The sequence below is a fragment of the Oceanobacillus phoenicis genome (assembly GCF_047238145.1).
Taxonomy (GTDB): domain Bacteria; phylum Bacillota; class Bacilli; order Bacillales; family Amphibacillaceae; genus Oceanobacillus.
The window spans coordinates 1005897-1025331 of record NZ_JBDFME010000001.1; the positions used below are offsets into that span (position 1 = coordinate 1005897).

Consider the following 19435-nt stretch of genomic DNA (forward strand, 5'->3'; position numbering starts at 1 on the left):
TCAGAATATATACATATTTTTTGTAATAAAAGGAGGAGTGCAGAATGCGTAAAAAGACGCTCATTGTTATTAGTTTGACCATGATTTTCGTTTTGTTAACTTCAGTAGCATGTTCTGGTGTTGATCGACTTGTCCGTGGAAAAAGTGCAGACGTCCCAGAAGGAGTGGTTGAAATAAAGATGTGGAACTTATTTGCTGGTGGAGATGCAGAATTTATGCAGACGATAGTGGATGAATTTAATAAGAGCCAGGATAAGTATTATGTGAATAATATCCAGCAAGATTATGACGAATACTACACAAAATTAATTACCAGTCTAGGTGCTGGTAAAGGACCTGATATTGCGATATCTCACTCTCATACTCTGCCTGAACTTGTAAATTTAGGTATATTACAACCATTAGATGAGTATGCGTCAGAAGTTGGTGTTGACTGGAATGAATTTAATACAAATATTCTGCAACAAACGGTTTTTGATGAAAACCATTATGCTATTCCGATAGATACGCATCCACATATAATGTATGTCAATAATGAAACAGTCGATGATGCGGGGTTAATGAATGAAGATGGAACAATAGAAATGGAAGAAACGCCAGATGGGTATAGGGATTTCTTTCTGACATTAAAAGAAGAGCTGCCAGAAGATCAATTTGCATTAGCTTTCCCAACAGTAGGAATGGACAGCTATAGGCATTGGTGGACATTCTATACTCAACTTGGTGGAGAAAATATCGTTTCAGATGATTTAGAGAATCCTTCTTATGTATTAGATACGGAAAAAGCAATAGAAGCTGCGGAGTATATGCATAAATTCTGGTATGAGGATGAGGTTATTCCATTGAACCTTGCAGACTTTTATACAGATTTCCAGTCTGAGAAAGCAGCTACAATAGCCACAGGAGTTTGGTCGACGGGAATTTGGGAAGGGACTGAAGGCTTGGAATTTACGGCGATGCCTATCCCAACTATTTTTGGTGAAAAAGGAGCATGGGGTGGATCGCATACGTTTGTATTACCTTTCTATGAAGAACTTAATCCCGAAGTTCAAGCAGGTGCAGTAGCGTTTATGGATTATGCTACAGATAAAGGAGCTATCTGGGCACAGGCGGGACATATTCCGGCGAAAGATACAGTGGTTTCCTCGAAAGAATTTAAAGATATGCCATATCGCGAAGATTATGCAGAGGTTGCAAACTACGTGAATTTCGCTGATCGAAATATTTATTATCGAGGGATAAATGACATTATGATTCGAAATCTAGATCGTATTTGGAGTAATGAAGTAACACCTGAAGATGCTTTTCAACAAATTGAAAAAGAAGTAAAGGAATTAATAGAAGATTAAATTAAAAAAGGGGGGAGATATAAATGAATAAGAGAACATGGATGAATGATATGAAAGCGATTCCATTTTTATTACCTTTTTTTATTGCGTATATGTTATTTACGATAGTACCTATTTTTAAAGGTTTGGAAATGAGCTTATATGATTGGAATTTGGTCCGAAAGATGGAGTTCGTTGGCTTACAAAACTATGTGGAAATGTTTAATGATCCATTCTTCTGGCAGACATTATGGAACACGACTTTATTCGTACTTTTAACAACCCCTACGATGGTTATTTTAGCTTTGGGATTAGCACTTTTGGCAAATTTAAATACTAAATGGAAAACATTTTTCCGGAGTTCATTTTTTCTACCGAGTATCTTATCTGTAGCGGTTATTTCGTTCTTAGCTATATTTATGCTGCAACCATATAACGGATTGGTGAATACCGTTATTCAAATGTTCGGTATTAATGCAGAGCCGTTTTGGATGGCAGATAAGACGTTAGCTTGGGTAAGCATAGTTGTAGTAACACTATGGTGGTCAGTAGGTTTTAATATGATCTTGTTTCTTACGAGTTTGCAAGAGATACCAGATTCTTATTATGAAGCTAGTGAAATCGATGGTGCATCTAGATGGGAACAATTTCGTTATATTACACTTCCGCAATTAGTTCCAATCGGACGTGTCATTATCCTATTGCAGATTCTGGCGTCCTATAAAGTATTCGCGCAAATTCTCTTAATTACTGGCGGTGGTCCTGGTGGTTCCACTCGACCATTGATCCAATATATTTACGAAGTGGGATTCACGCAGAATAACTTAGGTTATGCTGCCACGATGTCGTATGCTTTATTCTTTATCTTACTTATTTTATCTATCTTGCAATTGAAAAACCAACGATCGGAGGGAAACTAAGATGGGTACTAAGACTTCTAAAAATAAAGCGTTAGAGCGTAATCGGGATCCTTTAATAAAAGGAAAGGTTTTGCTAGGGGTAGTTGTGTCTTTGATATTTATTACACCTATTATATGGATGTTATTTGTTTCGATTAAGCCAGATGGTTTTTCAACAACGAATCCCCTGGAGTGGTTCCTTCCGCCATATACGATTACAAATTATATCGATATTATAATGGATAGCTTGATTCTGCGGTGGTTGTTTAATAGTTTCTTCGTAGCTTTTATAACAACAATTCTTACATTAATTATTACTTCATTTGCGGCTTTTGCGATTTCACAAATGAAGTTCCGCTTTAAAAATTTCATATTTGTATTTTTCTTATTAGGTTTGATGATTCCAGGAGAGGCAACTATTATTCCATTATATGAAATAGTGAAAAGTATGGGGCTAATTGATAGTTATACAGGACTAATATTGCCAATGATTGCATCTCCTCTTGGCGTTATCATTTTAAAGAGTTTCTTTGATGGCATCCCGAAGGAAGTGATCGAGAGTGCAACGATTGATGGTTGCTCCTACTTTAAATTGTATTACAAAATTGTTTTACCTTTAGCAAAACCTGCTCTTGCGGCAATTGGTATATTCACATTTATTGGTTCATGGAATAACTTCTTATGGCCATACTTATCCATTCTTTCAGAAACATTGTATACCTTGCCAGTTGGACTGCCAGTATTTAATTCTACTTACTCACAAGCATATGTATTACCGATGACAGCAAATGCAATCGCTTCTATTCCGGTGATTATTGCATTTCTACTATTTGAAAAACAAATTGTTAAGGGAATTAGTTTTACAGGAATAAAAGGATAACAAAGGATAACAGAGGAGTGAAGAATGATGAAAGAAACTATCACAACGAAAGCAAAGACGTATCAACGGACAGAGTATCCACGACCGCAATATCAACGCCATGATTGGCAGAACTTGAATGGCACATGGAAGTTCTCATTCGATGATAATAATATGGGGGAGAAGAGCCAGTGGCATTCTAAACCGCCATTTGCCAATGAAATACAGGTTCCTTTTACGTATGAGACAAAAGCAAGCGGAATTGGAGATGAAACATTTCATCCGTATGTGTGGTATCAAAGACAATTACAAATTCCGAATGAGCATGCAGATAAACGCGTAATATTACGTTTTCAAGCATCGGATTACCTGACGAAAGTATGGATAAATGGAGTGTTTGTCGGTTCACATGCTGGCGGGTATGCGGCATTTTCATTTGATATATCGGATGTTATTGATACAAGTAAAGATAATGAACTTGTTGTTAAAGTAGAGGATAGCCAGAGTTGCTATCAGCCAAGGGGAAAACAGCGCTGGATTGATAACAATTTTGGTTGCTGGTACGTACAGCAAACAGGAATATGGCAAACAGTATGGTTAGAATTTCTTCCGGAGACAACGTTAGATAATGTGAAAATCACTCCGAAGTTAGATACGAACTCAGTGGATTTTGAGTATCAGTTAAATTACCTTCCAAAGGAGCCTTGTCGTATTGAAACGACGATTCAATTTAATGGAGAAATGGTAAAACAATTCTCCATTACACCAAATCGAATCAATGAGCAAATGGAAGTATCTATTGTTTCAGATTTTCATGAATGGAAGGTAAAGCACTGGACACCCGAACATCCAAATCTATATGATGTAACATTTAAAGTCTATGTAGAGGAAGCTTTGACAGATGAAGTCAATTCCTATTTTGGTATGAGAAAGATTTCTATAAAAGATGGAAAAGTACTGCTAAATAACACGCCGATCTATCAAAAATTACTATTAGATCAGGGGTATTGGGCGGATACAATGCTAACCCCACCATCAGATGATGCGATGATTGAAGATATTGAAAAGACAATAGCGATGGGGTATAACGGCGTGAGAAAGCACCAAAAGGTAGAAGATGAACGTTTTCTATATTGGTGTGATAAGAAAGGCTTGCTCGTCTGGTCTGAGATGGCAGCAACGTATGAGTTCTCAGATGTTGCTATTGAGAACTTTACACGGGAGTGGCAAGAAATTGTTAAGCAACATTATAATCATCCCTCGATTATTACATGGGTTCCATTTAATGAGTCATGGGGCGTGCCACAAATATTTACAGACCGGAAGCAACAAACATTTACAGAAGCTATTTATTATTTAACTAAATCTATAGATGCAGATAGACCAGTTATAGTAAACGATGGTTGGGAACATACCATATCCGATATTATCGCCTTGCATGATTACGAAGAATTAGGTGACGTATTTTACGACAGATACAAAGATAAAGAACCTATCTTGGAAAATAAAATACCGCATAATAATGGTAAATATGCATTCGCACAAGGTTACTCTTATAAAGGCCAGCCAGTAATTATTACTGAATATGGAGGAATTGCTTTTCGAGATGAAAAGGGTTGGGGATATGGGAACCAAGTATCAACAACAGAAGCTTTTTTGAATCGGTTTCAACAAATTACAGATGCCATTAAAAAATTACCTTACGTAAGTGGTTACTGTTATACACAAACAACTGATGTGCAGCAAGAAGTGAACGGTCTTTTGAAAGAAAACAGAGAACCAAAGGTAGCCTTAGAGAAAATAAAAGAAGTGAATGATCGAAGACTGTAATATGGTTGGAGGTAATAAAATGGCAAAACGTCCTAATATCATTTTGATTCTAGCAGATGACTTAGGTTTTTCCGATTTAGGTTCTTTCGGCAGTGAAATAAATACGCCAAACTTAGATAGATTAGCAAACAATGGTTTACGATTCACGCAATTTTATAATTCTGCGCGTTGCTGCCCTAGCCGAGCATCTATTTTGAGTGGGTTATATCCGCATCAAGCAGGTGTCGGAGAGATGACGGAAGATCAGGAAACTCCCGGATATCGAGGATTTTTAAAGAATCAATGTGTCACCTTGGCAGAAGTAGTAAAACAAGTAGGATATCGTACGTATCTGTCTGGAAAATGGCATGTAGGAGAAATCAGGCCAACAGAACGTGGGTTTGATGAGTTTTATGGATTACTAGGAGGGTTTACGAGTTTCTGGGATCAATCCGATTATTCTCGCCTACCCATTGGAAGGTCAGAACGGCATTATAAAGACGGAGAGTTTTATGCAACAGATGCAATTACGGATTATGCCTTAGATTTTATTACCGAGGCTAGGGAGGAAGAAAACCCATATTTTCTATATTTATCGTATAATGCACCGCATTTTCCATTACAAGCGCCGAAAGAAGAAATAAAGAAATATGAGAAGGTATATCAAGTCGGTTGGGACGATATTCGAAAAGATCGATTAGAACGAATGAAAGGTCTAGGCATTGTATCAGAAGATACGGAACTGCCACCGCGTGCGAAGTATTGGGATCGTGATCGGGACATTCAAGGAGTGAATCCGGCATGGGATTCTATTGATCTTGACAGACAACGAGATTTAACAAAGAGAATGGCGATTTATGCTGGTATGATTGATCGCATGGATCAGAATATTGGCAGAGTCATGGAAGATTTAGAAAAAAATAATGAATTGGAAAACACGTTAATCTTATTTTGTTCAGATAATGGTGCCTGTGGAGAATGGGATCCATGGGGATTTGATAATTGGATCACGACTTCAAACTTTCTGCATCGAAAAGAAGATCTGGAAAAAATGGGTGGACCAGAGTCGTATCATAGCTATGGATCTGGCTGGGCGAATGCAAGCAGTACTCCCCTTCAGTTATATAAACATTACAGCCACGAGGGTGGAATTAGTACGCCGTTAATTGCACATTGGCCTTCTAAGGTATTGAAGCACGGTGAAGTTGACCATCGACCAGGTCACTTTATTGATATTATGGCAACACTTGTAGACATCACAGGTGCACCGTATCCGAGCCAGTATAATGACCATCATATTTTACCGATGGAAGGAGATAGCTTAGTTCCTGCCTTTGAAGGAGAAGATGCAACAGAACGTACTTTTTGTTTTGAACATGAACATCATTGTGGTGTGAGGAAAGGGAAATGGAAATTATCAAAAGTAAGAGAAATGGACTGGGAGCTATATGACATTAATAATGATCGTACTGAATTAAATAATTTAAAGGATCAGCATCCTGAATTAGTCAAAGAAATGATTGGGATTTGGGAGGAATGGGCAGCGCGAACAGATGTATTTCCTAAGAAAAAATAAATAAGGCTTAAGGAGATAACGAACAATACTTTGGATGTATATCTAGAATATTGTTCGTTTTCATTTTGAGTTGAAAGATGGTAGCTCAAAAGAAGAGCAATGAAATATTATTTTAAACGTAACCCCTACCTGTATTCCACTTTTTGAAGATAAAAGTTTCTTCTTTTTTGGCATAAATTACTTATGAAGGAATACATTTATACAGTGTGTTTAGAAGGGATAAATGGAAACAAATTAGGGAATAGATCATCCATTACATAGACCAACTATTCTGTTCTCATCCTCATATCATGTCGGAATTTAACTTATTTAACCTCCAACTATCTTTATGCAGACACCCTTTGATTATTCAGAAAATGATAGGAGAGGAATGCATGGAAAAGCGTTTTTTAGTTCGAATGGCAGGATTACTGTTCATCGTTGTTACGATGTTCACTCTAGTTGCTTGTAATAGCGAAGAAACGGTGACGTATCAGACTGAAGAACAAGGAATCTCGATCACACTAACTTATACGGCAGAAGATGACAAAGTTGTAAAGCAAGTATCGGAAAGTGAGATAGAATATAGGGCCTTAGGGGTAACAACAAAAGAAGAAGCGGAAGAGCTATTAGCACCATTAGTCGAAGATTATCAAAATATTGATGGCTTAACCCATGAAATTGAATATCAGGACGATAAAGTAATCGAGAAGGTAACGGTAGACTACAATGAAGCCGACGCACAAGAAATAGCGGAATTGGAAGGGTCCATGTTTGAAGGAGATCCATCGGAAGGAATTAGCTTAGAGAAATCCATAGAATTAATTGAGTCGCAGGGATTTGAGGAAGTAGAATAGTGTGTCTTGAATGTTATTCAGGCAAAAGAGTGCATGCCGAATTCGTGGCAAATCAAAGAAGATTTAATAATAATAAGAGCCTGTCTATAAACTAAAACATAAGCGAAACACAAGAATTATAGTGAATAGAACCGCTTTATAAACCAAATCAAAAGCAAAACACGAGAATTATAGTGAATAGAACCGCTTTATAAACCAAATCAAAAGCAAAACACGAGAATTATAGTGAATAGAACCGCTCTATAAACCAAATCAAAAGCAAAAGACAAGATTTCTAGTAAATAGAGCGAGACTCCATCCAGTTCAACGCATTTTGTCTTTTATAGATTAGAGTTAAACATATATAAAGTGGTTGGGACAAAAGTATTTGTGCAAAAGATAAATCGGAATGAATAGATTTGGTAACAAGCTTCAGAAATATGCTCCACCTATCCTAAGGCGGCTGGTGAGCCTTAGGATGGTTATGCATCGAGGTCTGCTCTTTAGCCTCCCTTCCCATAGGACAAGGAAGACCTCAACAGCATTGCCACGCACGCGAAAAATCGATTTTTGATTTTCAAGTACTCTCCGTATATTTCTTACACTCATTCTATCTTTCATCCGTCTTTTGATCAAAACATTTTATTTGTTCCCAACCTCATTTCACTTCGCTACAATCCCAGTCCACTTTACTCTAAATGTACTTACACAGAAGCTTCATAAATGGATTTGACTGCTTTTTCTAAAGTTGTATTGAATTCATTATCAGATTGATTTGCATTTAAGTCTTGGCTTAGCGCCCGAGAAAAGCTAGCGATCAAACCGTCATTTTCTTTTAGCTTTTGATTCGCTATATCTGTAGTGTAACCGCCAGATAGTGCAACGACACGAACTACCCATGGGTGCTCGATAAGCTCTTTGTAAAGGTTGCGCTTTGTTGGGATTGTTAATTTTAACATGACATTCTCATCATCATTTAATTGATTGAGATGGTCTAGTATTTCTGCTTTTAATAAGTCTTCGCATTTTTCTTTTTCAGCACTATGGATATCCACTTCTGGCTCAATAATCGGTACGAGGCCGGCTTCAATAATTTTCTTGCCGATATCGAATTGCTGATTGACGACTTTTTTAATTGCTTCCGGGTTTGCCTCTTTTATTACGGAACGCATCTTTGTGCCAAATATATGTCGTTCATTTGCACGTTTCAACGTATTATCCAGATTATCAATTGGCTTCATTAATTGTACGCCATTCGTTTCTTCAGCAAGACCTTTATCCACTTTTAGAAATGGAACGATCCCTTTTTTCTCAACAAGATAATCTCCCGTATACATGCCTTCGATTTTACGGTCCATTGTCTGTTCAAATAGAATAGCTCCGATAATAGATTTGGAATCGAATGATGGGGAAGTAATAATTCTTGTTCGCATTTCATGAACTAAATCAAACATCTCATCTTCATTCTGATAGGAATCTTTCGGTATGCCATATTCAGCAAGTGCTTTTGGTGTACTTCCTCCACTTTGGTCCAGTGCTGCGATGAATCCTTTACCATTTTTTATTTGATCGAATTGTTTTTGTTGCATCACTTTCACTCCTTTATATTAGGTATACCCTATTATGGGTACAAATAATTGAGGTTGAAGTAACCTTCTATATTCATCGTAACATTCCATGATGTTTATAGTAATTGAAACCTTCTTCATTATTATGCGTATATAAGCTATACCACTACATAGGAGGAATATTAGATGAAACCTATTACGAAAAAAAGAACAAAAGCGTATTTCATTGATTTAGCTATTTCTACTGCAGTAACGATTGGTGTAGAACAACTATTACGAAAAAAAATAAAAAATGAAGCAGTTCATACTTTGGTGACACCTACTGTTGTGATGTGGGGATTGGAATATGCTCAATTACGCAAAAACGGGCAAACGGTGGGATATAAGCAAGCAGGTTTAAAGCTCGAAGGAACAAATAGTTCAGAGCTAACTTCATCACAAATTATAAAGCGTATGGCTTACCGTGATTGTATCAGTACGTTACAGTATATTGGCAATCGTAAAGCTTTTGAAGGCAACGACGGAAGCGTATTACCTCAAGATAGATATGCAGATACCGTAGTGAAAGAGGTATAAAAATTCCCTTACAAACAACAACAAAATAAAATGTATGCAGTGGAGTCGATAATTACTTTAAAATTGTCGGCTTTTTACTTTGGATCTTCAAGATGATGAAATCATTCAAACTGATTTACCAGTCATCTTTTCCGTCAATGGTTATGAGTTAGGCTAAAGTAACCCTATTTTTGATAATGATGAATAACACCTCAAATTGACTTGAGGTGTTTTACACTTAACCCTGTATCCAAATGTTAATGACGGTTCCTTCTCCAATTTCACTAGTTAACCGAATTTCTCCACCATGAGCCTCAATAATATCTCTTGATATCGCTAATCCAAGCCCAGTTCCAAGCGTGTCTTTTGTATTCGTACCGCGATAATAACGTTCAAATATTTGTTCCTGATCTTCTTTTGCAATACCTTTTCCGTTATCTTGGATAGCAATTCCATCATTAGTAACCTGTATCGTGATTTCCACATTTTCATCATTATGAAGTAGTGCGTTATAAATGAAATTAAGGAGAGCTCGTTTCATTAAATGTTGGTCAATTTCCCAGTTCAGATTATCTATAGTACTATGAAAATCGACTTGATTATTCCGGAATTGCGGATCATTCAATACATCAATCACCATTTCTCTTACAAACCTCACCATATTTGTCTCTTGTCGATGGAGCGGCATCTCTTGATTACGTAGCCGCATGGTCAAATTAAAATCTTCAAGCAGCCCCTTCATATACAGCGACTGTCGCTCAATAACCTCCGCATATTCTAGGCGCTCATCTGATGAAACATTGTCATCTCGTAAGAGTTCTGCGTACCCCTGGATTGATGAGAGTGGCGTCTTTATATCATGCGAAACATTACTGATCCATTCATTTCGCATTTTTTCGAGTTTTTGCCGTTCATCTTCATATGCTTGAAGATTTTTGGATACATCGTTTAGATTGGAAAAGACATGCTTGAATACGCCTGGACGTTTTGGCTTTTTCGAATAGAATTTTCGTTCTTTTAAATCACTAATCCTTTCAATCATACGATTTACAGGTTTTGTTAGAATCGTACTAAATAGAAAGCCAACAATTGCCGCAATAATTAAATCTACAATAATAATTACTAAAAGGAATTGAGATGTGTATGTTAAAAACGTCGATGGATTATACATAAATACAGCTCGTTCCTCGTTAGAATTGGGAACCCCGACTAAGTAACTGTATTCTTCAAATTCTCCGATGTAATACGTATTGAAGTCATCATCCATATACTTATACTTATGCACCAGTTCAAGAGGTGTATAATGACTGGCTGCATTTTCAGGTGCGCGGTAGGATGAGACAACACTGCCATTTGCATCTAGAATCTGCAGCCAAGCGCCAAATTCTTCCAATGCATTTTTACCCGTATCTGTTATTGTAGGTTGGTTATCTTCTAATCGAAGGTGGTTACTAAAAGAACGTGTGAAATTTTCACCAGAGCTATATTCATATTCATCTACACCTTGCGTAGATTGATAAATCATTAGCCCTACTAAAATAATCGTGTTCGCCACTAAGACGATAAAAACAATACTCAATATAGATATTAAATAACGAGCGGTTAGCTTCCATTTCATCTTAATCACCTGTTCTTTAAGGAAGTCTCATTCATTTTACTTCAACAAATCGATAACCCAATCCTTTTACAGTTTGAATATAAGTAGGATTGGATGGAGTATCTTCAATTTTTTCACGAAGTCTGCGAATATGCACCATCAATGTATTATCTGCACCAAAGAAATCCTCGCCCCACACATTCCGAAATAACGTTTCCTTACTTAAAATCTGATTAGGATTTCGCATAAAAGATGCCATTAAGCCAACTTCTTTTGCAGTTAACTCTAGTTCGCGTCCGTCTTTTTTTACTTCGGTTTCATTTACATTAATTTCAAACGGGCCAACGGAGCGTATTTTTGGAGATGTTTTCTCTGGATTCGACTCGATCGTATAAACTCCGGCACGTCTAAGTTGTGCTTTGACACGGTATGCCATTTCCTTTGGGCTAAACGGCTTTGTAATATAATCGTCTCCACCAATCGCTAGACCTAAAATTTTATCGACTTCATCAGATTTAGCAGATAGGAAGAGAATCGGTATGCGTGACACTTCTCTTATTTGTCTGCACAAATCATACCCTTCGCCATCAGGTAGCATGACATCTAATATGGCAATGTTTGGCTCAAAATCCTGAAATTTAATCCAGCCTTCTTCTAATGTTCCTGCGGTTACAATTTCAGAAAATCCTTCTTTGGTTAAGGTGGTTTTCATCAATTGGCAAAGATCTTGCTCATCATCAACGATAAGAATGCGAGGTTTTTCCATATCTATCACCCTTTTCATGCTTTTATTATCCGCTGATTATCAGGAAGTGTATTCACCTGACTTCATCAGTAATTAGTAACGAATGAATGTCTCACTTTAGTCTATCTTAACAGGAAATTTATTGGAGGGAACGTTTTTAAGGATTTTGTAAGGTACACGTGAAGATGGTTTAAGAGTGCAGAGATATAGTAAAGACATACGAAAGAGGTGGATCGATAATGGAATCATTATTACAAGTAAACAATGTAGAAAAAGTATATGGAAAAGGTGCAAATACATTTAAAGCACTTGAAAATATCTCCTTTACGATAGATCATGGAGAATTTGTTGGAGTGATGGGACCATCTGGTGCTGGAAAATCAACATTATTGAATGTATTAGCGACAATAGATTCTCCGACTCGCGGTGATATCTTACTAGAGAATGACAATATTGCAAAAATGAAAGAGGATCAACTAGCTGACTTTCGAAGGGATCATCTCGGTTTTATTTTTCAAGATTACAACTTACTAGACTCTTTAACCGTCCGTGAAAATATCTTGTTACCACTTGCGATAGCGAAGGTTTCTGCAAAAAAGATTGAAAACAAAGTAGTTAAGGTGGCAAAAGCATTTGGGATTGAAGCTATTTTGGATAAATATCCATATCAGATTTCAGGTGGTCAAAAACAGCGTACGGCATCATGCCGAGCATTAGTTGGGAATCCGAAGTTGATTTTTGCAGACGAACCAACAGGAGCTCTCGATTCGAAGTCTGCAACGGATTTATTAGAAAGCTTAAGTCTATTAAATGAGTCCCAGGAAGCTACGATAATGATGGTGACGCATGATGCATATGCAGCAAGTTTCTGTAGAAGAATTTTATTTATCAATGATGGATGTTTGTCTAAAGAATTAATTCGAGGTACACATACGAGGAAAGAATTTTTCCAAATGATTTTAGATGAACTCGCACAATTAGGCGGTGACGAGCATGACGTTGTTTGATTTGGCACTGAAGAATATACGTAGAAACATCAAGAGCTATGGTCTTTATATTGGAACAACCATTTTTTCTATCATTATCTTTTTTACGTTTGCAACGTTGAAGCATAGTAATGACATTAGTGGATTGGCAGAAACATCAAAGCAAATTAGCAGCATAATGAGTGCTTCGGCATTTGTACTAATGATTTTTGTTGCTATTTTTATACTATATTCCAATTCGTTTTTTATGCGAAAACGGAAGAAGGAAGTAGCATTATATTCTTTAATGGGTTTGCGAAAAAGAACAATTGGTTTTCTCTTGTTCTTTGAAAATATGGTAATTGGGATAATTTCTTTAATTGTTGGTGTAGTATTAGGTTTCTTTTTATCTCAAGTTCTTTTATCGCTGCTATTAAAGCTAATGGGTTTGAATATTTCCATCGGCCTTGCATTCTCTAAAAGTGCAGTTGTTGAAACGTTAATCGTATTTTTAATTATATTTTTATTTACTTCTCTACAGGGCTATAGAGTAATCTACCAATTTAAACTGATTGATCTATTTCATGCTTCTAAAAAAGGAGAGGCATTACCAAAAGCAAGGTTAGTTTCAGCAATTCTCGGATTGATAACTTTAGGACTGGCTTATTGGTTAGCTTTAGAAGATATAATAACCTCAGATGCATGGCGTATGTTAGGAATTTCAACGCCGATTGTGATTATCGGTTTAACAATATTAGGATCTTATCTATTGTTTAATAGTGTGCTTGTATACATGCTAAACGTTTTGAAGAAAAGGAAGCATTGGGCGTGGAAAGGTCTGCATTTGATGACTGCTTCACAACTTTTATATCGAATTCGAGGGAATGCAAAAACATTAACGATGATTGCCGCGCTAAGTGCGACGACAATTACAGCGGGTGGTGCGGTATTTGGAATGTATTACAATACCGATCAACAAATAGAAGAATCCACTCCGTTTACCTTTATGTGGCAAGGGCAAGAAGAAGATATCGATGACGCTATAGTACAAGAATCGTTAAACATAGATACGAAAAACATTCGAGTAAATACTGACCAAATGGACAAAGAATACATCGTTATTGATCAGACTGCATTTGAAAAACTAGCAGAAGCGTTAAATTGGGATATCGAATCATTGGGTTTGGGAGATGGCGAGGTTTTTATGATTAAACCTTTCTACGATGAACGATGGTCAGAGGAAGTGGAAGAAGTAGCATTTAACAATGTAGAACACCAAGTTACAGCATTCTATGGTAAATCTATTTTTAATATATATACATTGCCAGGTACGGTGCTTGTAGTTAACGATGAGAAATTTAATGAATTAAATGTAGAAGAAACGACGTATCAAGCAGTACAAGTGGAAAATTATAAAAATCATTTAGAGCTATCCAAGAAGCTAGAGTCTAAATCATCGACAGTAGATTTTTCTAGTGCAGTACAAAATTATCAGGATACGTTAGAAGGATCAGGAGTAATGTTATTTGTAGGTAGTTTCTTAGGGCTAGTTTTCCTAGTTGCTACGGGAAGTATTATTTTCTTCAAGATGATGACTGAAGCAGAAGATGACAAGGATAAGTATGCGATTTTATATAAAATTGGTGTTTCGAAAAAAGAAATGAAACGGACTATTCGTTCTCAAGTAGGGTTGATATTTATAGCGCCACTATTACTTGGCTTGTTGCATGGTACAGTTGCTTTGATTGCATTCTCCAATTTATTACAAATGAATTTATGGGAACCAATTGCAATTTGGATGATGGTGTATGTGTTCATTTATATTGTTTATTATTTCATCACGGTCAGAGGATTTCATAAAACTGTACTTGATACAAATCTAGGAGGTTAGAAAATGAAAAAAATCATAGGCATCATGTCGATACTGCTGGTAGCGTCTGTTGTAGTATTAGCAACGGTGGACTTTAACCGCTTTGGAAAAGATAATGTGTATGTGCAAGTTGGAAATCCTTCTTATACGGATGAGCAAAAGCTTGATTCAGGTGAAATTATGACAACATACTGGTATGAACTGCCCGCCTATAAAGAGAGTGGTAGAGTGATGAAAGTAGAATTTTCCGCACAAAAAGAATTACGTCAAGGAGCATACTTGAAATTGTATATAAAACAAGGAAATGAAGTTACATCTTATGACGAGGTTCAAGCTAGTGAAATTCCAAGTAAGGCAAGGGAAGAATTGTAAAGGATGTAAAGCGGCTGGGGCAAATGATTGTTTATAATAAGAAAATCCGAAACACGTAGTTGAGGCAGTTCCAACGGGAATCAAGTCCTTTCAAACTGCCATACTATTGTTCGGATTTTCAATCAAATTTTGCCGTCTTGTCCCAGTACTTTATTATCACGTATACATAGCTTGCACATTTTCTTTTAATAATTCTTGCTGTTGAGACGTTAATCCTCTTCCTTGATAAGTTACCATTTCTTCTTTCCAGGCTTCCTCAACTTCTTTATCGAATTTCACACTAATAATCTCGGAAATATCAGTGATTCGTAGAGCGGCCATAATCGATACTAGGTGTATAAAGTTAACAGAACCTTTTTTACCATTAACAAATTCGCTTATTGTAGCCATGCGAATTCCAGTTAATTTATGTAATTGTCCCTGTGTCATATTTCGATCTACTAGAATGCCATCAAGTTTGATTTCTATTTTATGAGGATATTTCTCTAATACTTTCATAATCGTTTCTGTTGTTCTCGCTTGTTGTAGATTTATTTCCATTTGATTATCCCCCACCGTATTTTTAAAGTTATAATTTATTATTACAAACAAGCGAAAAAAGTGTCAAGAAAAGGGTATAAGTGATTTGTAGCAGTTAGAATAATCAATTGTTAATCACATTCTTTAAAACATGATCTCTACCTATATAAATATGTTCCTGCATTGCAGACTTTGCACGATTGATATCTTTTTCTTTAATAGAGTTTAAGATAGTATTATGTACTTCGAATGATTGGTAAAGGTGTTCTTCTTTATACCAATAGAAAGATCTATAGATTAATGGGACAACTACAACCTTATCAATAAGTTCTAAGATTTGGTTATTGTGTGAAGCAACAAAAATCTCATGATGAAACCCTTGATTAGCCTCTTGGATTTTTTTAGTGACATCTAAATCTGAAGCATTGTAATTGTAAATTGCCTCTTTATAAGCTACATTTTTTTCTTCTATTCTAGCGATTTGTTCTTCAGTTCTATTCAATGCAGCTTCTCCCGTACCATATCCCTCTAATAACGCCCTTATATTATAAATTTGTTTGATATCTTCGGCAGAAAAACTTCTTACGATTATACCTCTTTTTTTATAAGGATGTACTAATCCTTCAGAGACTAATTGTTTTAAAGCTTCTCTAATTGGTGTACGACTAACATTAAGGTACTCTGCTAAATAAGTCTCCGTCAACCTTTGACCTTGCTTCAACTCTCCGCTAAAAATGGCATTTTTAATCGCGTCATAAACATTCATAATGATCCCCTTTTCGAATATATTGTATACATTAATTTATTTTATCACAATTGCGAACGTAATTATCTGTTGTTTTGTAAGCGTTTTTAAAAATAGAACTAAAGTACCGTTGACTAATTGTATACATTGATGTAGTTTTATTTTAAATCAAAATTATTAAAATATTATAACGATTGGAGGAATGTTGGTAATGGCTGACCATCTACCACTAAAGGGTATACGTGTTTTAGAATTAGGTACGCTTTTAGCAGGACCTTTTTCCGGGAGATTATTAGGTGATTTTGGAGCTGAAGTAATCAAGATTGAAGCTCCAGATAAAGTAGACCCATTGAGAGAATGGGGAGGAAAAAAAGACGATGTAGGACTTTGGTGGCCAATCCAATCTAGAAATAAGAAGTCTATAACTTTAAATCTACGACTAAAAGAAGGGCAAGAAATCTTTAAAGAACTTGTCAGAGAGTCAGATATAATTATTGAAAATTTCAGGCCAGGAACGATGGAGAAATGGAATTTATCATATGAAGAACTTTCCCAAATTAATCCTAGAATAATAATGGCAAGAACTTCTGGGTACGGTCAATCTGGGCCATATAAAGATAGAGCTGGTTTTGGTAGTGTTGGAGAAGCTATGGGAGGAATCCGTTATGTAACAGGATTTCCAGATAGGCCCCCATCCAGAATAGGTATATCCATTGGTGATACTTTGGCAGCACTATTTGCAACCATTGGAATACTTACTGCATTAAATGAAAGGCATGTTTCCGGTAGAGGACAGATTGTAGACACTGCAATTTACGAATCTGTTTTTGCGGTAATGGAAAGCTTAGTACCGGATTATCTTTTGGCAAACTATGTAAGGGAGCGTATGGGCAATATATTACCAAATGTAGCACCCTCTAATATATATTATACAAAAGATAAAACCTATATTGTGATTGGTGCAAATTCGGATTCAGTATTTAAGCGTCTTTGTAATGCGATGGGTAATTCATCTTTATGTGATCATCCAAAGTTTAGTTCACATATAGCTAGAGGTGAAAATCAGCATGAATTAGACGACATCATTGAAAAGTGGACAAAAGAGAACGAAGCAAAGGTTATTTTGGAATTATTACATGAGAACGGAGTACCATCTGGATTAATTTATTCTATAGAAGATATTGTAAAGGATCCTCATTATAAAGAAAGGGAGATGATCATTGAGAAAAGTCATCCAAAATTGGGTAAGTTTCCTATGCCAGGAGTAGTTCCGAAATTAAGTAGAACACCGGGAGAAGTTAGAGAGGTAGGTTCAGAGATAATAGGTAAGGATAACGAATACGTATATCGAGGGTTGTTAAAGTATGATGATTACCAAATGAGTCTTTTTAAAAGTAAAAAAGTAATTTAATTAATTGATTTGTAATCGCTTACAAAAAGGGGTGGTGAAGTTGAGTAATAAGAATGTAAAAGAACCGATAAGAAAAAAATGGATCTGGATTGTAATGATAATAATTCTATTAGGGAATGTTCCATGGTATTTTTCTGTTGGTTCATATAAGCCTTTGATTTTAGGAATACCATATTGGGGATTCATCATTATCATTTTTTCTCTAATATTAAGCGCTTACTTAAGTTGGTTATGTATCCATCAATGGAACATCGTTGAAGATGAAGAGGAGAGTGACAAAGGGGGAGAAGAATGAATGATTTAGTTTTTGCTGGGATAGACGGAGTAATTATATTAGCTTTGTATGCTTTAGTAATGTTGCTTATTGGTTATTATTCCGGAAAAGGGGACAAAAATCTTCATGATAGTTTAAGTAATTATTATTTAGCCGGCAAGAACCTAGGTTTTATAGCTCTTTTCTTTACTCTTTACGCAACACAGTATAGCGGGAATACAATTGTAGGTTATGCTCCATCTGCATATAGATCAGGATTTGTTTGGCTACAATCCATTTCTTTCATGACGATTATTATCGGAGTATATTTATTGTTTGCGCCACGATTATATGTAATTTCCAAAAAAAGAAATTTTGTAACCCCGACGGATTGGATTAGGTATCGTTTTAAATCAAATAAAGTAACCTTACTTGCGATATTTTTGATGCTATGGGGATTAGGGAATTATCTACTTGAACAATTAGTAGCTATTGGTCAAGCAGTTTCTGGTATTACTGGCGGTACGATTCCTTATCAGATTGCTGTGGTGGCATTTGTAATTGTAATGCTCATTTACGAATGGTTAGGCGGTATGAAAGCAGTAGCTTTTACGGATGTTATGCAAGGGATTGTATTAATGATTGGAATTTTTGTATTTGTTGGAGGGGCACTTTACTTAGCGGGAGGAGATATGGCGAGTATCACTCAACGTATTGCTGAGGTAGATCCGGTTAAGGTTGGAGTGCCCGAACTTATGACCTCAATCAATTGGTTGAGTATGCTTTTATTAGTAGGTTTTGGTGCAGCAATATATCCCCATGCAGTTCAACGGATATACTCCGCTGAAAGTGAAAGGACATTAAAACGGTCTTTTGCAAGAATGGCGTGGATGCCTCCAATTACAACAGGGCTGGTCTTTATTATTGGGATTGTGGGTATTACTTTAATTCCTGATTTATCTGATGGTCAATCCGAACAACTTGTAGGAATGCTAGCAAACCAAATTGCCTCCATTAATAGTCTGTTTTACTGGGTAATGATTATCTTTTTTGGAGCAATCGTTGCGGCGATTATTTCTACAGCTGACTCTGTATTACTAAGTTTTTCATCCGTTATATCAAATGATGTATATGGTAGATTTATACGTCCAGATGCTCCTGAAAAAAGGAAAGTTCTTGTTGGTAAAGTCGTCGGGATAATCGTAGTATTCCTTTTATTAATGATTGCCTGGAATCCACCGGGAACGCTCTATCAAATATTTGTCTTGAAATTTGAATTATTAGTTCAAGTATTCCCTGCCTTTGTCTTAGGTCTTTATTGGAAAAGAATGGCATCAACACCTGTGTTTTGGGGAATGTTGTTCGGAGCTGTCATTGCAGGTACCCTTACACTAACTGGTAACAGTACGGTATTTGGAGTACATGGTGGCGTTATTGGATTAGCAGTTAACTTCCTAATAGCTGTTATTGGGTCACTATTGATTTCAAAATCAAATGAAAATCAGGAAGAACTAGAAGAAATAAACTTAGCATAGGGAGGAAAAGATAT

18 protein-coding genes are annotated in these 19435 nt (G+C 36.2%); 13 read left to right on the top strand and 5 right to left on the bottom strand.

All coding sequences use genetic code 11. The annotated features are described in order from the left end of the window. Positions 1-44: 44 nt before the first annotated feature. From ABC346_RS05450 to ABC346_RS05475, 6 genes are all read left to right on the top strand, one after another. Positions 45-1349 (top strand): extracellular solute-binding protein, encoded by a 1305-nt coding sequence (locus ABC346_RS05450; RefSeq protein WP_413233884.1) that lies wholly within the window; start codon positions 45-47, stop codon positions 1347-1349. Between the two features lie 23 nt (positions 1350-1372). Then, positions 1373-2248 carry a carbohydrate ABC transporter permease gene (locus ABC346_RS05455; protein ID WP_413233885.1) on the top strand — a complete coding sequence of 292 codons (876 nt, stop codon included), beginning with the start codon at positions 1373-1375 and terminating at the stop codon, positions 2246-2248. Position 2249: 1 nt separating this feature from the next. Continuing rightward, the gene (locus ABC346_RS05460; protein WP_413233886.1) at positions 2250-3107 is read left to right on the top strand and encodes a carbohydrate ABC transporter permease; all 858 of its coding nucleotides are present in this window, start codon (positions 2250-2252) and stop codon (positions 3105-3107) included. Positions 3108-3134: 27 nt separating this feature from the next. Next, a complete protein-coding gene (locus ABC346_RS05465) occupies positions 3135-4916 on the top strand; it encodes a glycoside hydrolase family 2 protein (RefSeq protein WP_413233887.1) in 1782 nt (593 codons plus the stop codon). Positions 4917-4935: 19 nt separating this feature from the next. Next, entirely contained in the window at positions 4936-6471 is a 1536-nt protein-coding gene (locus ABC346_RS05470; RefSeq protein ID WP_413233888.1) for an arylsulfatase, read from the top strand. Between the two features lie 374 nt (positions 6472-6845). Continuing rightward, complete coding sequence (locus ABC346_RS05475) at positions 6846-7307, top strand: YehR family lipoprotein (RefSeq protein ID WP_413233889.1); 462 nt, start codon at positions 6846-6848, stop codon at positions 7305-7307. Positions 7308-7990: 683 nt separating this feature from the next. On the opposite strand, the gene ABC346_RS05480 is transcribed toward ABC346_RS05475, so the two are convergent. Continuing rightward, complete coding sequence (locus tag ABC346_RS05480; RefSeq protein WP_413233890.1) at positions 7991-8875, bottom strand: fructose bisphosphate aldolase; 885 nt, start codon at positions 8873-8875, stop codon at positions 7991-7993. Positions 8876-9040: 165 nt separating this feature from the next. On the opposite strand from ABC346_RS05480, the gene ABC346_RS05485 reads away from it, so the two are divergent. Further along, positions 9041-9430 carry an RDD family protein gene (locus ABC346_RS05485; RefSeq protein WP_413233891.1) on the top strand — a complete coding sequence of 130 codons (390 nt, stop codon included), beginning with the start codon at positions 9041-9043 and terminating at the stop codon, positions 9428-9430. Positions 9431-9647: 217 nt separating this feature from the next. Here ABC346_RS05485 and ABC346_RS05490 read toward each other — a convergent pair whose 3' ends face one another. After that, positions 9648-11027: a sensor histidine kinase gene (locus ABC346_RS05490; RefSeq protein WP_413233892.1), complete on the bottom strand. Its 1380-nt coding sequence runs from the start codon at positions 11025-11027 to the stop codon at positions 9648-9650. A gap of 31 nt (positions 11028-11058) precedes the next feature. Next, positions 11059-11772, bottom strand: coding sequence for a response regulator transcription factor (locus ABC346_RS05495; RefSeq protein ID WP_413233893.1), 714 nt, complete (start codon positions 11770-11772; stop codon positions 11059-11061). 218 nt (positions 11773-11990) lie between these two features. On the opposite strand from ABC346_RS05495, the gene ABC346_RS05500 reads away from it, so the two are divergent. The 3 genes from ABC346_RS05500 to ABC346_RS05510 are packed head-to-tail and all read left to right on the top strand — an operon-like array spanning position 11991 to position 14958. Then, a complete protein-coding gene (locus ABC346_RS05500) occupies positions 11991-12758 on the top strand; it encodes an ABC transporter ATP-binding protein (protein ID WP_413233894.1) in 768 nt (255 codons plus the stop codon). Then, entirely contained in the window at positions 12745-14607 is a 1863-nt protein-coding gene (locus ABC346_RS05505; RefSeq protein ID WP_413233895.1) for an FtsX-like permease family protein, read from the top strand. Before ABC346_RS05500 ends, ABC346_RS05505 begins: the two co-directional genes overlap by 14 nt. Positions 14608-14610: 3 nt before the next feature. After that, positions 14611-14958 (top strand): YxeA family protein, encoded by a 348-nt coding sequence (locus ABC346_RS05510; RefSeq protein ID WP_413233896.1) that lies wholly within the window; start codon positions 14611-14613, stop codon positions 14956-14958. Between the two features lie 156 nt (positions 14959-15114). Here ABC346_RS05510 and ABC346_RS05515 read toward each other — a convergent pair whose 3' ends face one another. Then, complete coding sequence (locus tag ABC346_RS05515) at positions 15115-15498, bottom strand: helix-turn-helix domain-containing protein (RefSeq protein WP_413233897.1); 384 nt, start codon at positions 15496-15498, stop codon at positions 15115-15117. A 103-nt stretch (positions 15499-15601) separates the two neighbouring features. Further along, positions 15602-16243 (bottom strand): GntR family transcriptional regulator, encoded by a 642-nt coding sequence (locus ABC346_RS05520; RefSeq protein WP_413233898.1) that lies wholly within the window; start codon positions 16241-16243, stop codon positions 15602-15604. A gap of 190 nt (positions 16244-16433) precedes the next feature. On the opposite strand from ABC346_RS05520, the gene ABC346_RS05525 reads away from it, so the two are divergent. Genes ABC346_RS05525 through ABC346_RS05535 form a run of 3 tightly spaced genes read left to right on the top strand, consistent with a single transcriptional unit; the run spans position 16434 to position 19421 of the window. Next, complete coding sequence (locus tag ABC346_RS05525; RefSeq protein ID WP_413233899.1) at positions 16434-17633, top strand: CaiB/BaiF CoA transferase family protein; 1200 nt, start codon at positions 16434-16436, stop codon at positions 17631-17633. Positions 17634-17667: 34 nt separating this feature from the next. Next, positions 17668-17928, top strand: coding sequence for a hypothetical protein (locus ABC346_RS05530; RefSeq protein ID WP_413233900.1), 261 nt, complete (start codon positions 17668-17670; stop codon positions 17926-17928). Then, on the top strand, positions 17925-19421 hold the full coding sequence (locus tag ABC346_RS05535) for a sodium:solute symporter family protein (protein WP_413233901.1): 1497 nt from the start codon (positions 17925-17927) through the stop codon (positions 19419-19421). The genes ABC346_RS05530 and ABC346_RS05535 overlap by 4 nt, the downstream gene beginning before the upstream one ends. The last annotated feature ends 14 nt before the right edge of the window (positions 19422-19435 follow it).